The 13157-nt window shown below is 31.5% G+C and carries 13 protein-coding genes and 1 pseudogene; 2 read left to right on the forward strand and 12 right to left on the reverse strand.

From position 1 onward, the window contains the following. Positions 1 to 1241: 1241 nt before the first annotated feature. A pseudogene (locus LQ608_RS12570) lies at positions 1242 to 1343 on the reverse strand (YSIRK-type signal peptide-containing protein); the annotation flags it as partial. A 303-nt stretch (positions 1344 to 1646) separates the two neighbouring features. Between LQ608_RS12570 and LQ608_RS09415 the strand changes: the two are divergent. Both LQ608_RS09415 and trhO read left to right on the forward strand, forming a co-directional pair. Then, on the forward strand, positions 1647 to 2108 hold the full coding sequence (locus LQ608_RS09415) for a MarR family winged helix-turn-helix transcriptional regulator (RefSeq protein WP_239751505.1): 462 nt from the start codon (positions 1647 to 1649) through the stop codon (positions 2106 to 2108). Positions 2109 to 2323: 215 nt separating this feature from the next. Further along, positions 2324 to 3271, forward strand: coding sequence for an oxygen-dependent tRNA uridine(34) hydroxylase TrhO (gene trhO, locus LQ608_RS09420; RefSeq protein WP_239751507.1), 948 nt, complete (start codon positions 2324 to 2326; stop codon positions 3269 to 3271). Between the two features lie 144 nt (positions 3272 to 3415). Here the strand turns inward: trhO and LQ608_RS09425 are convergent, their stop codons facing one another. From LQ608_RS09425 to LQ608_RS09475, 11 genes are all read right to left on the reverse strand, one after another. Further along, on the reverse strand, positions 3416 to 4150 hold the full coding sequence (locus LQ608_RS09425) for an SDR family NAD(P)-dependent oxidoreductase (RefSeq protein WP_239751509.1): 735 nt from the start codon (positions 4148 to 4150) through the stop codon (positions 3416 to 3418). A 17-nt stretch (positions 4151 to 4167) separates the two neighbouring features. After that, a complete protein-coding gene (locus LQ608_RS09430; protein ID WP_237687708.1) occupies positions 4168 to 4593 on the reverse strand; it encodes a MarR family winged helix-turn-helix transcriptional regulator in 426 nt (141 codons plus the stop codon). Between the two features lie 253 nt (positions 4594 to 4846). After that, the gene (gene lacG, locus LQ608_RS09435) at positions 4847 to 6250 is read right to left on the reverse strand and encodes a 6-phospho-beta-galactosidase (protein WP_239751515.1); all 1404 of its coding nucleotides are present in this window, start codon (positions 6248 to 6250) and stop codon (positions 4847 to 4849) included. A gap of 18 nt (positions 6251 to 6268) precedes the next feature. Beyond that, entirely contained in the window at positions 6269 to 8002 is a 1734-nt protein-coding gene (locus tag LQ608_RS09440; RefSeq protein WP_239751650.1) for a lactose-specific PTS transporter subunit EIIC, read from the reverse strand. A gap of 2 nt (positions 8003 to 8004) precedes the next feature. Beyond that, entirely contained in the window at positions 8005 to 8319 is a 315-nt protein-coding gene (locus LQ608_RS09445) for a PTS lactose/cellobiose transporter subunit IIA (RefSeq protein WP_239751516.1), read from the reverse strand. Between the two features lie 24 nt (positions 8320 to 8343). Further along, positions 8344 to 9324 carry a tagatose-bisphosphate aldolase gene (gene lacD / locus LQ608_RS09450; protein WP_239751519.1) on the reverse strand — a complete coding sequence of 327 codons (981 nt, stop codon included), beginning with the start codon at positions 9322 to 9324 and terminating at the stop codon, positions 8344 to 8346. 4 nt (positions 9325 to 9328) lie between these two features. Further along, positions 9329 to 10261 (reverse strand): tagatose-6-phosphate kinase, encoded by a 933-nt coding sequence (locus tag LQ608_RS09455; protein ID WP_239751521.1) that lies wholly within the window; start codon positions 10259 to 10261, stop codon positions 9329 to 9331. A gap of 12 nt (positions 10262 to 10273) precedes the next feature. Then, positions 10274 to 10789, reverse strand: a complete 516-nt coding sequence (gene lacB / locus LQ608_RS09460) for a galactose-6-phosphate isomerase subunit LacB (protein ID WP_239751523.1) — start codon at positions 10787 to 10789, stop codon at positions 10274 to 10276. Positions 10790 to 10806: 17 nt separating this feature from the next. Then, positions 10807 to 11235, reverse strand: coding sequence for a galactose-6-phosphate isomerase subunit LacA (lacA, locus tag LQ608_RS09465; protein WP_078357462.1), 429 nt, complete (start codon positions 11233 to 11235; stop codon positions 10807 to 10809). 188 nt (positions 11236 to 11423) lie between these two features. Then, positions 11424 to 12179 carry a DeoR/GlpR family DNA-binding transcription regulator gene (locus LQ608_RS09470; protein ID WP_239734779.1) on the reverse strand — a complete coding sequence of 252 codons (756 nt, stop codon included), beginning with the start codon at positions 12177 to 12179 and terminating at the stop codon, positions 11424 to 11426. Positions 12180 to 12487: 308 nt separating this feature from the next. Continuing rightward, complete coding sequence (locus tag LQ608_RS09475) at positions 12488 to 13141, reverse strand: GntR family transcriptional regulator (RefSeq protein ID WP_239751525.1); 654 nt, start codon at positions 13139 to 13141, stop codon at positions 12488 to 12490. Positions 13142 to 13157: the final 16 nt, after the last annotated feature.

The raw sequence follows: 13157 nt of genomic DNA on the forward strand, positions 1-13157 counted from the left end.
CTAACTGTTCCTTTTTGTGATTTACTTGTTGTTAAAACTCCATATTGGTTTATTGTTGCTAAATTACTATTATTAACTGTCCACTGTATCGTTCCTGTTGCGTTTGTTGGATTAGTTATATATCCTAAGTTCCAATTTCTTTCGTTTGATAACATAATTGGATTATTTGTAATTGTAATCTTATCTGCTTGTATTTGCTTTTGTTGAACGTTCACTGAAAATACATTTGTACCATAAGTTGTAGCGGCACTCAACAAAGGTTTGTTTCGACCAACTAATTGGAAATAATAATCTCCTACATTGGTTAATGTATAATTTAAACTATTACTAGTTTGACCACTGATAGCCGACCACTGATTATTTTGATAGATATACCATTGATAAGTTGTCGTTCCTAATCCGCCATTAAATAAGTCAGATTTCAGTTCTGCATGTGCTTTTACTTTTTCTCCAGCAATAATTACATTTCTTTCAGCAAAAGTATCAGAAGTAAATCCAGGTCTACCAAATAGCCCAAGAAGACCACCATAATATTTTTCAGATACAGCATGATATGGAGCTGGTGCTGTACTTGCTGCTACTTTTGCCTGTTGTTTTACTTTTACATTTAAAGTCTGTTGCACTTTGTTTGTAGCTTGTGCTTTTGTAGTGTCAGATGTTAATTTGTCTTCTGTTATATTTTGTTGTTTTTCTTGAATATTGTCGTTTAACGACGTTGTTTCTTCCTTATTCTCAACTTGTTCTGTAATTGTGGATGAGTTCTCAGATTGTTCTTCTTTAGGAGTTTCATCTTTAGGAGTTTGTGTAGAAGTTATCGAAGAGGGTTCATCTTTTTCTTTTGTTGTTTCAATATGTGGTAATTCATGTTGTATTTCATTATCTTGTTCTTCTGGTTGATTTTCTTTTGTAATATCATTTTCTGCAGTAGGTAATGAAGGTTCTGGTTCAACTTCTTTTGTATCCTCTACTGTTGTATCAGTTGGTTTATCTTGAACAATTTCATTTGGTGATTCATCAGTAATTATTTCTTCATCATTATTTGTTTCATTTTGGTCTTCATTTGTTGTCACTTCAGGATTAACATTTTCATCTTTTTGTACATTTTTATCTTGTGTTGGTTCTTTTGCTTCTGTTACTTCTGTCGTTTCTTCGTTACTTACATTTCTTTCTGTAAGAATTTCCCGGTTCTCACCTTCTCGATTGACTGTTTGCGTACTACTAATTTCACTTGCATTAGCTTGATGTGATGCTGCGACTGAAAAAATTGTAAAGCCAAGTAATACAGATCCTATCCCCATTGAAAATTTTCTAATAGAAAATCTTTGTTTCTCAATATTATTCATTTTAACCTCACTAATTATATTTTTATTTGATTGTTCTTAATATTATACAATATAAGAATTAAAAATCTATTACTTTATAATAATATTACAAAATTAATGTACATATATAAGTACAAACGTAGTTATTTTGTGCATCATTAACTTTGTAAAACGAGGTTATTTATTTAAATAACAATATTCTATAAATAAAATTACATATGATTAACTATATATTCTTCATACTATTTCCCTCCCCAAACTTTTCCTTCTAATAAAAATTTGGTAAAATCTATTCCATAAAATTCATTAAATGGAGGATTTAATATGGAAACGTTAGATAATAATGAAAAATTAAAAGATTTTAAAACGAAACTTTTAAGAGTAAATGCCAATTTTAAATTTCTATGTGCCCATGTTGCTAATGAAAATGGTTATTCATTGAATTTTTGTAACTTATTATATGTTATAAGTGAAAATGAAGGAATGACTTTAGCAGAGTTAGCTGAATCTGTTGATATGGATAAAGGGAATTTAAGTAGATTGCTGAACCAACAAATTCAGAGTGGATATGTTGAGAAGAAAATGGATGCTATTGATAACAGAAAAATTCGTGTTTATATTACGGATACTGGCCAAAGTAAAATAAATGAAATTAGCCAAATTTGTATTACAAATCTTGATCAATTATTAAATATATTGCCTGAAGAAGAACTCGAAAATTTTATGATAACTTTAAATAAATTAGATGCACATTTCAGTGTTCTTTCTAAAAACTTAAAAGATTAAACGTCATTCCATCTCTATTTCTAGTTTAATTTTCTAAATAAAAACGATTTCATATTATTTTACAAAATCAAACAATTGAAAAATGCAACTTTTTTGATACAATATAATGAGGATAAAAATGTGCACTCATATAAATATTGTTCCACACTTCAACAAAGATAATTTCAAATAGACTTTTATATAAATTAATAAAGAAAAATAGAGGAGATAAGAAAATGGATTATAGAGTATTATTGTTTTATAAATATACAACAATTACTGACCCCGAAACTTTTGCAACAGAGCACTTAGAATTTTGTAAAGACTTAGAACTTAAAGGTCGTATTTTAGTAGCAACTGAAGGTATTAACGGTACACTTTCAGGTACGAAAGCTGATACAGACAAATACATGGAACAAATGAAAGCAGATGAAAGATTTGAAGGCATCACTTTTAAAGTTGATGAAGCTGAAGGTCATGCTTTCAAAAAAATGCACGTACGTCCAAGAGCTGAAATCGTAGCTTTAGATTTAAAAGATGATGTAAACCCAATAGAATTAACTGGTAATTATTTATCACCTAAAGAATTTAAAGAAGCATTATTAGCAGATGATACAATTGTTATCGATGCTAGAAATGATTATGAATATGACTTAGGTCATTTCCGTGGTGCAGTTCGTCCGAATATTACGAGATTTAGAGATTTACCAGATTGGATCAAAGAGAACAAAGAACAATTTATGGATAAAAAAATCGTCACTTACTGTACAGGCGGTATCCGTTGTGAAAAATTCTCAGGATTCTTACTTAAAGAAGGATTCGAAGATGTAAGCCAATTAGAAGGTGGCATTGCAACTTACGGTAAAGATCCAGAAACTAAAGGTGAATACTGGGATGGAAAAATGTATGTATTTGACGAACGTATTAGTGTAGATGTGAATCAAGTAGAAAAAACTGTAGTTGGTAAAGAATGGTTCGATGGAACACCATGTGAAAGATATATTAACTGTAGTAATCCAGAATGTAACCGTCAATTCTTAGTAAATGAAGAGAACGAACATAAATATTTAGGTGCATGTTCACACGAATGTGCAGAACACGAAAGCAACCGATATGTAAAAGCACATGATATCAGTGAAGAAGAAAAAGCAAAACGCTTAGAAAACTTTAAAGAATTAGTATAGAAGGATAAGAGGCTGAGACAATTAATTGTCTCAGCCTCTTTTGTTATTGTGGTTTAACGAGCTTGTTTCGTTAGTCCTGATCGTTAGAATTTCTAACGATCATGTTTCCTCAGTCTTGCTCGTTAGCCGACTACAAAACATCTACTATAGAGCAGTAAGTCCACCATCTATTACAAATTCAGCACCAGTAGAATAGCTTGAGTCATCTGAAGCTAAGAAAGTTACCATGTTTGAAACTTCTTCTGCTTGTGCTACACGTCTCATTGGTATTGTCTTTTTGAATTCTTCTACCGCTTCTTTTACGCCTTCTTGTTCCAACATTGGTGTTTGAATAACACCAGGATGTACAGAGTTTACTCGAATATTAAATGGTGATAATTCTCTAGAAGCTGCTTTAGTCATACCTCTTACAGCAAACTTAGTATCTGTGTATCCAATTGCGCCACCAACTAAACCATTCATAGATGAAATATTTATAATAGAACCTTTATTTTGTTCTTTCATAATAGGCGCTACTGACTTCATTCCTAAAAATACTGATAATTGGTTAATTTGTACAATCTTCATATAATCATCTGTAGTCAATTCTTCCAAAGGCGTATTGTACGTAATTCCCGCATTATTCACTAATACATCAATACGTCCCCATTTATCCATAGTTTGTTGAACAACATTTTTCCAATCATTTTCGTCAGATACATTATGTTTAATAAACATAACTTCTCCTTTTAATTCAGATTCAGTCTGATGACCGCTTTCTTCATTAATATCTGTAATGACAACTTTTGCTCCTTGTTCTAATGCTTTTTCTGCATGTATTTTCCCCATGCCTTGTGCTGCTCCCGTGATCATAACAACTTTATTTTCTAATCTTTCCATAATAAACACCCTTCCTTTTATTTTAAACGATCAACTTGTTCTAATAACTTTTTCTGTATTTTAAGAAGTTGTTCGGTTTCTTCATCATTCAATGTTGAATATATATCATTCCTTAAAATTTCTTCTTGCTTTTGAGCTTCTTCAAGTAACTTAATGCCTTTATCCGTAATCGAAATTAGCGTTACTCTACGATCATACTCTTGAGGAACTCTTAAAATATATTCTTCTTTGATTAATTTATTTGTCATACCTGTAATAGCACCAGGTGTATAACCAATCTTTTCAGCAATTGTTGAAGACTTTTGAGGTCCGTCTTCTTTAAGCTTTGATAGTAAAATGATTTGAGAGATATTAACATTTTTAAAACGGTTCATAAATATTGTTATCGTCTTATCTTTTAATAATTCTAGCGTATGTAGCAATTCAAAAAATTTAGTATCCATCATGTCCTCCTTAGCTCTTGTTTGATTTGTTAATTATATTATATGACTAAATAGTTTAGCTGTAAACTATTTAGCATTAAAAGGTTTAGTACTAAAATATTTAGAGATAAAGTTATTGCTGTAAAGCTATTCTTGTGAACATTTCTCCTGAGTTTTGTCTATATGGCTATCCTTATCAGCACTGTAACTTGCTTGCTCAAATAAAAAAGCTTATCTTTTGGTTATATCCCGCTAGATAAGCTTTTTTAAAGTTTTATTCAATTATTTTTGTTTCTGATAACTTCTTATACCAATATGCACTTTTCTTTGGATACCTTTCCTGTGTATCAAAATCTACATAGAATAATCCATATCTTTTTTCATAACCATTTGACCATGAGAACACATCCATTAACGACCAGATAAAATATCCTTGAACATTCGCACCGTCTGCTATAGCGTCTGATATAATTTCTAAATGTTTCTTAACATAATCTATACGCGCATCATCATTAACTGTATTACTTTCAAATTCATCTTTATATCCTAGTCCATTTTCCGTTATATAAATCTTCTTATAGTTTGGATAGTCTGCCTTCACTCTCATAATTTGGTCATAAAGTCCTTTAGGATATATCATCCAATCCCAATCTGTACGTGGCACATCGATGTCAAATTCACGTTGCCCTATACCTTTAAGCTGATATTTAGATCCACCTTTATTACCTTTAGAATTGTGCGTAATTTCAGTTTCTCCATCAAATGCGCTCATCCAATCACTCATATAATAATTGATGCCTAAGAAGTCATTTAAATCTTTTGAATCATTTAATATTCTTAAATCTTCATCACGAATATCAAGTTCTCCCCCATTGACTTCCAAAATGTGCTGAACCCCTTGCATTGTTTTATCGGAATATTTACCCAAATATGTGGCATCTAAAATAAATTTATTATGGATAATGTCTTCAAGTTCTGCCGCTCTCACATCTTCTGGATTATTTGAATCATATGGATACTTAGTAGGAAGTGCATGAACAATACCAATTTCTCCTTTATATCCTTTGTCTTTAAATAATTTAATTGCTCTTGCGTGTGCTATCATCATGTTATGGTGAGACTGAAATACTTTTGCGAAATCATATTTAATACCTGGTGGAAATTTACCTACTAAATACTGCCCGTCTCCGATAGGTCCAATTTCATTAAATGTAGTCCAATAATTCACTTCTTCAAATTCATTAAAGCAAAAATCAGCATATTCAACGAAGTAATCAATATTTTGACGATTTAAAAAATCTCCATCAGAATGTAACTTTTCTGGTGTATCAAAATGATGTAGCGTTACAAACGGTTCTACCTTTCTTTTATGACATTCTTTAAATAAATTATGATAAAATTCAACACCTTTAGCATTCACATTTCCGTAACCATCTGGAAAAATTCTTGACCATGCTATCGAAATTCTTATTCCATTAATCCCAAATTTTTCACTAAGCTCTAAATCTATTGGGTATTGATTATAAAAATCACTAGCTGGCTCTGCTGTGTACCAATAATTTTCTTCTAAATAAGTATCCCAAGCTACTCTACCTTTTCCATCTGTTTGAGTTGCACCTTCAGCTTGATATGCTGCCGTTGCACCACCAAAAATAAAATCTTCTGGTAAGTCTTTCATATCTATATCTATTCCCTTCTATATATTGAGTTGATTTCTTACAAACGCTAAAGCACCTTTACCATCACGTGTTAATTTAATGTATTCTGCACCTTCAGTTTTTGCTAATTTAACACCTAATCTATCGGCATCTTTTTTAATATCCTCATAATTTGAAGCAACTTGTGGTGCAAGAACGATTAGATCATAATCTTTCATAATATCCATATGAGCGCCATAACCTCCAGCTGCTGCAGTAATTGGTTCTCCAAATTCTTTAGCTGCTTTATTTAAAGCGTTAGCAAGCAATCCACTCGTACCACCACCTGCGCATAATACTAATACGCTTTTTGATTCTTTGTTGCATAAATGATCATTGCTTACTTTTCTATCTTCTTTTTTAATTTCATTGTTGCGAGAATTACTTATAATACTTTCAGCCTTACTTGTATCAAAATTTTCTTTAACTTTATTTTGCAAATTTTCAGATTTTTTAAGTCCAGAAATTTCTTCTTCAACAATTTGTCTGTCATAGACCCTCACGAATGGATAATAAATCATAATATCTACAATCACTAACGTAATTGCTAAAATAAATGACCATACACCTAAACCTGTACCCATCACTATTCCAATTGGTGCTGGCGTTGTCCAAGGAAGATTGACACTGAAGCTGTTCATACCTATTACATCAACAAATATTTTAAAAATCCATACGTTTGCAATTGGTGCTAATATAAATGGAATGAAGAACACAGGATTCAAAACTAATGGTGCACCGAAGAGAATTGGTTCATTTACACCAAAGAATGTAGGTACTACAGATGCTCTACCAATCGCTTTATTGCGTTTAGATTTAGTAAGCCACATAAACATGAAGGGAACAACTAAGGTAGCCCCTGTCCCGCCCATAGTTACAATAAACATTTGTGTCCCAGACGTTATTATCTTGTCTGCGTGCGCACCAGAACTTAATAATTGATAGTTCGTTTCAATATTGGCATACGTTATAGCCGCTATTGCTGGCTCTACTATTGAAGGACCGTGAATACCAACGAACCAAAATAATGCAAATGCCCCAAATATGATTGTAATACCGACATAGCCATCAGCTGCTGTAAATAATGGTGCGAAGAATTCAATAATAGCGTGCGCAACATTTGTTCCTAATAAAGCTCTACTTAATAAATCAAATCCATATAACACTAAAATAACTAAAGCGAATGGAATAATATCTTTAAATACTTGTGAAATATTTGGTGGTACTTCTTCAGGCATTTTGATTGTAACGTTTTTCTTAACACAGATGTGATATATGATTACTGTGACAAATGCAGATAGAAATGCTGTTAGTAAACCTTTAGTACCTAAAAATTCACTCGTAAATCCACCATCTTTAATCGAATCAGAAGCTAAAAATAAAAAGCCACAAATCGACGCTATCATAGTAGATATAAAGTTAATTTGATTTGTATTTTCTAATCTTCGGTTATAAGAATCAGTTAACGATTTAGCAGTTGTACCTGCAACTAATAATGCAACAATACCCATTGTGTATTGATAAGGTTTCATAAGTGCCGCTTCAGAAGTCTTGCTCCAAGTGAAACCAAATACGTTTGGTACATATGCTATTAATAAGAAAATACTTGAAAATAAAATGACCGGCATTGCTGAAATAAAACCATCACGAATAGCCCTTAAATAAATATTGCGAGAAATTTTTTCAAAAAGTGGTTTAGCTTTTTCAATTTGCGCGATAATTGCTTCCATAATTATTAACTCCCTCTTTTGTAAAGTTCAACGATATGCTTCATCATATCTTTCAGAAGCAGCGTAGTCATAAGGTGGTCTTGGCCATGCATCATCGTTACACTATACGCAATGTCTTCGCCAGAAGCTTCTTTAGTTAATAATTCTGTTTGTGCATTATGTGCACTTACAATATGTTGATTAGCCTCTTCTATTAATTGTTCTGCTTCATTAAAGTCCCCTTGTTGTGCTGCATTTAAAGCGTTGAGTAATTTTGATCTAGCATCTCCTGCATAAGCTACTATTTCAAAACCTAACATTGTTGTTTCTTCACGATTCATGGTTAACACTCCTTTAATTCCTTGTTATAATTTCTCCCTAACTGAAACAGCTGTTTGTTTAAGCACCTTATTTAATGCATTAATATTGTTAAACCCTTCTGTCTGCAACCATTTTCTAGCCGCTTCTTCCCCTTTTTCTATGTAAATAGGTACGACTCCTGCCCAAGTTGCCCGTCCACAAAGGACACCATTGAATTTAGCGCCAGATGCATGTGCAAATTCCAAAGTATCTTGAAATAATTTTGCTGATACACCTGCACTCAAATAAATATATGGTAGATTTGTAGAAGCTTCTTGCTCTTTAAAATATTGCATAGCTTCTTCTTTCGTATATACCATTTCACTTTCGCCAAATCCTTCAACGTACGCCATGTTTACAGGGACTTCGACTTTTAATACATCGACATTAAATCTCTCATCTGAGAATACTTTCATAGCACCATTAACTTTTCTAGGCTTTACTTTAGCGAATTCAACACTTCCATTATCAGGAATGTTATCGTCATAAGTTAATACTTCTAAGAAGAATGGCATATTTTCAGCTACACACTCAGAACCAATTCTTTCTATGTATGCCTTCTTCTTAAGATTGATACTTTCAGAATCATCAACATCATAATATAGAAGAAATTTAACAGCATCTGCACCATGCTCTTTAATTCTTTTAACTGACCAATCTTCTAGACAATCAGGTAATCGTCCTTTAGTGTTCACATCATAGCCCGTTTTTTCATAGGCTAATAATAATCCTGACTCGTCATTACGTGCTTTAGAAGCTGGTAAACCGTATTCTGGATCCAGCAATATGGACGAAGCATATTCTGTCAAAGTTTTAGAAACCAATGACTTTAAATTTTCTATTTGTTCTAATGTTGGTTCTGTATCTTGATACTTGGCCATCATACGTTTTAAAGCACCTCGTTGATCAAATGCTAAAGCTGATATGATACCTTTCTCATCGCTTAAACTTCTTAATTGTTCAAATTTCCGATCTTTTTTACTCATTTATTCACACCTCAATAATATTGATTTTGTTATAAAGGTCATCATAGTTCTTTAAATTGATAGAACCTGTAACTGTTTCTTGTGCGTTTAACATACCTAGAGTATTCGCCTTTTTAAGTAATGCTTCGTCAGTTGCTTTATTCATCAAAGCAGAAGAAAAACCAGCAATCATTGAATCGCCTGAGCCAACAGGATTCACTACTTGAATTTGGGGTATATCTACTTTGTAATATTTGTCGTTATGTTTAGCGAATACACCATTTGAACCTAAAGAGACAACCACCCACTCGATATTTTCAAACATTGGGTCTGATACTGCTTGCTTCAAGGATTCAATATCTTCATCTATATCTACTCCAAGCAATTCAGACAGCTCATCGATATTCGGCTTAATTAACAATGGTTTATATTGTCCTCTTAACACTTCTATAAGCGCTTTATTAGAACAATCTAGTATTGCAGGAACAGCGTATTTATCACAAATCTTTATTAAATTCGAATAAAATTTGGTATCCACGCCTTTAGGTAAGCTTCCAGAAATTACAGCAATGTCTGATTTACTTACAAGTTCTTCAAAATGTGCTTTGAAATCCTCAATTTCTGCAGAACTAATAGTCGGACCATCTTCAAGAATTTCTGTTTGGTTTCCTTCGTGTAATATAGCGATACAATTTCTTGTGTTGCCTTGAATTTCAAAAAAATGATTGGTTATTTTATAGTCATTCAAAGATTGTTCAAGGTATTCTCCGAGTTTACCGCCTTTTAAACCTGAAGCTACAACTTGTTCATTTATTTGATTTAAGACTCTCGTTACATTTAATCCTTTGCCACCAGCTGTTTTACTCCATTTATTCGTTCTATTCACATGATTGATTGATAAATTATCCACTTGATATGATATGTCTACTGAAGGGTTCATCGTAATCGTTAAAATCATAATAAATTCCCTTTAATCATGATATTCACCTTTATCCCACTTCTCTAAAAATTCATCAAAGAACTGAGGATCTGTTTGGCTTTCGCTTTCTGTTTCTAAATATTTAATTTTGGAAATCAACTTTTTGTTCTCTTCAGTAGGTTTGTATTCAGCATCTATAAAAGCTTCAATAATATCGCACATTAATAATTCACCAACGATCTTGCCCCCAAAACCAATCACGTTAGCATTTAATTCTTCTTTTGCATAAATAGCAGTAGTCATATCTCTTACTAGTGCAGAACGTATACCTGGAACTTTATTAACAGCATTATTTATACCAACACCCGTCCCACAAATACATACACCTAAGTCTGCTTCTCCACTTGAAACTGCTTCTCCAACCTTTTTTCCGAAAATAGGATAATGCGTTCTTGCAAAATCATATGTTCCACAATCCATCACTTCATGACCAAGTGTTTTTAAAAATTGTGAAACTGCCATTTTTGTATCTGTAACAATATGATCACAACCAATTGCAATCTTCATATAAACTTCCTCCTTATTTAGCACATTTTATTTAACATATCGACACGAATTTGATGTCTTCCACCGTCATATTTACCATTAATAAATGCTTTAACAATGTTAATTGCAAGTTGTTCACCAACAATTTCTGAACCTAACGTAATCATTCTCGAATTATTATGTCCCCTAGTCATATACGCTGATCTTTCTTCAGAAACTTCTGCAGCAATCATGCCTTTTATTTTTGTTGCTACCATGAAACTACCTGCACCATATGCATCTATTACAATCCCTAAATTCTTTTCATTTTTCTGTACTTCTTTAGCAACATTTAAAGTTGCATCTACTAAATCCACATCTTTATCTTCTGTAGTATCGACAACTTTATAATTGTTGTTTAATAAATATTGTTTGATACATAATTTTAAATTTTTCCCATTTTCATCTGATCCGATTACGACATTCATTCATATCTTCCTTTCCATTTGTTTATTTCATGTTGCTTTAAACAATATAAACGCTTACAACAATCATTATGTTTAAATTATAAACTCAATTAAACATATATTCAACATTTAATGTTGTATTTTGTTTAAAAATTATAAAAAAAAGACAAAACCTGTTTAGATTTTGTCTTTTTATGTTTAATTTTTATTTATATGATGACTTCTGTAAAATCTGCTATTATTTTATTTTTATCCTCGTCTTTACCATCTGTTATGACTCCGTTTAATGATTTTAAATCACAAAATGAAACGAAATCTTCTTTTCCAATTTTAGAAGAATCAACAAGTAAGTATTTCTCTATCGAATTTCTAAGCGCCAATTTTTGTGTGTATGCTTCTTCATGTGTCGACGTCATCACGTCTATTCCTTTTACGCCGTTAGCGCTGAAGAACATTTTACTAAATCTCATTGTTTCTAATGCACTGTTTGTCATGTCCCCTGTGAACGATTCAGTAATTTCTCTCATTTCTCCACCTATTAAGTAGACTTTGAAATATTCACTTTTCTTTTTAAATAAAATATTAAATACAGGCAAACAGTTTGTTATGACTGATAAATTTTTATTATGAATTTCTTCTGCTAAAAATTCTACAGTAGTACCTGGTCCTAGAAAAACTGTGTTTCCTTCTTCAATAATTGTGGCTGCCTTCTTAGCTATTTGTTTTTTCTCTTCAATATATTGTGTATGCTTCTCTTTATGTGACATTTCTTTAAATTGAAAAGCCGAATTACTTCTTGCACCGCCATGTATTTTGGTTAGTACACCTTGTCCATCTAATTCAGCTAAATCTCGTCTTATTGTCATATCAGAAACATTGAGTTCTTCAACTATTTCAGCAATTCTGATTGAACCTTTTCTATTTACTAAGTCTGTTATTTCGTCTAATCTATCATATTTATTCAATGCATATAGCCCCCTTATAATATTGTTGATTTTACAATAAAATTGTTTGAAAAAGAAACATTTACATACTAATATATCAGACTTTGTTTGATTATGTTAATTTTTAATAAATTAATTACTTTTATAAAACAATTTCAAAAGTTAAAAAGCATGAAGTATTAAAGAAAAATACTCCATATGGGAGGTTAAATATATAATTGTGAATGAAAAAAAGAGCAGAAATTCAAGTTTAACAATGAATTTCTGCTCTTTTAATTTTAAAATATTAATATCACTGGAACGGTTATGATTTAATTGATCTTATAAATTTATTTCACTTTAAATGCTCTCATTGATTTCTCTAGATGTGATTTCATTGAAGTTATAATAGCGTCAGTATTTTTTGTTGAGAGTGCTTTAAGTATTTTATTATGTTCATCAAGGACATCTAACATTCTTCCCTGGCTTTTCAATCCTTGTGTTCCAATCAATATAGATAAGTCATGTTGAACATTATAACTTTTTAGAAATAATTTAAATTCTATTATTTCCATTAAATATGTGTGGAATTCTTTATCTAATAACATGAAAGTATAATAATCATTCTTTTCTGCTGCTATTGATTGATGTTCTATAATGGTTTGTAAATCAAGTATGTGTTTATCAGTAATTACTTCTACTAAAAAAGGTACACATGCGATTTCCAAAGATTCTCTCAATAAAAATATTTGATCAATTTCATGATTTGTAAATGTGTTTACTTTATAACCTTTTCTAGGCTTAAATATCATGAGTTGTTCCAACACCAATTCATTCATTGCTTCTCTAACAGGTGTACGAGACACATCAAGTAAATTAGATAATTCAACTTCAGTAATGAACTCATTTAGTGGCAACTCATTATTGAATAAGGAGTATTTAACTTGATCGTAGATTTCTTGTTTAATTGAATTTCTATTAACTTTTTTTAGTGAATTATACATACATACACCTCCTTAG

The sequence above is a fragment of the Mammaliicoccus sp. H-M34 genome (assembly GCF_022386495.1).
GTDB lineage: Bacteria > Bacillota > Bacilli > Staphylococcales > Staphylococcaceae > Mammaliicoccus > Mammaliicoccus fleurettii.

Coding starts and splice junctions, on each gene's coding strand:
- lacG (WP_239751515.1), bottom strand. CDS start 6,250: ATGAAAGACTTACCAGAAGATTTTATTTTTGGTGGTGCAACGGCAGCA.
- lacB (WP_239751523.1), bottom strand. CDS start 10,789: ATGAAGATTGCAATTGGTTGTGATCATATTGTTACAGATACAAAAATG.
- LQ608_RS09415 (WP_239751505.1), top strand. CDS start 1,647: ATGGAAACGTTAGATAATAATGAAAAATTAAAAGATTTTAAAACGAAA.
- LQ608_RS09475 (WP_239751525.1), bottom strand. CDS start 13,141: ATGTATAATTCACTAAAAAAAGTTAATAGAAATTCAATTAAACAAGAA.
- lacA (WP_078357462.1), bottom strand. CDS start 11,235: ATGAATGTCGTAATCGGATCAGATGAAAATGGGAAAAATTTAAAATTA.
- LQ608_RS09430 (WP_237687708.1), bottom strand. CDS start 4,593: ATGGATACTAAATTTTTTGAATTGCTACATACGCTAGAATTATTAAAA.
- LQ608_RS09445 (WP_239751516.1), bottom strand. CDS start 8,319: ATGAATCGTGAAGAAACAACAATGTTAGGTTTTGAAATAGTAGCTTAT.
- trhO (WP_239751507.1), top strand. CDS start 2,324: ATGGATTATAGAGTATTATTGTTTTATAAATATACAACAATTACTGAC.
- LQ608_RS09425 (WP_239751509.1), bottom strand. CDS start 4,150: ATGGAAAGATTAGAAAATAAAGTTGTTATGATCACGGGAGCAGCACAA.
- LQ608_RS09455 (WP_239751521.1), bottom strand. CDS start 10,261: ATGATTTTAACGATTACGATGAACCCTTCAGTAGACATATCATATCAA.
- lacD (WP_239751519.1), bottom strand. CDS start 9,324: ATGAGTAAAAAAGATCGGAAATTTGAACAATTAAGAAGTTTAAGCGAT.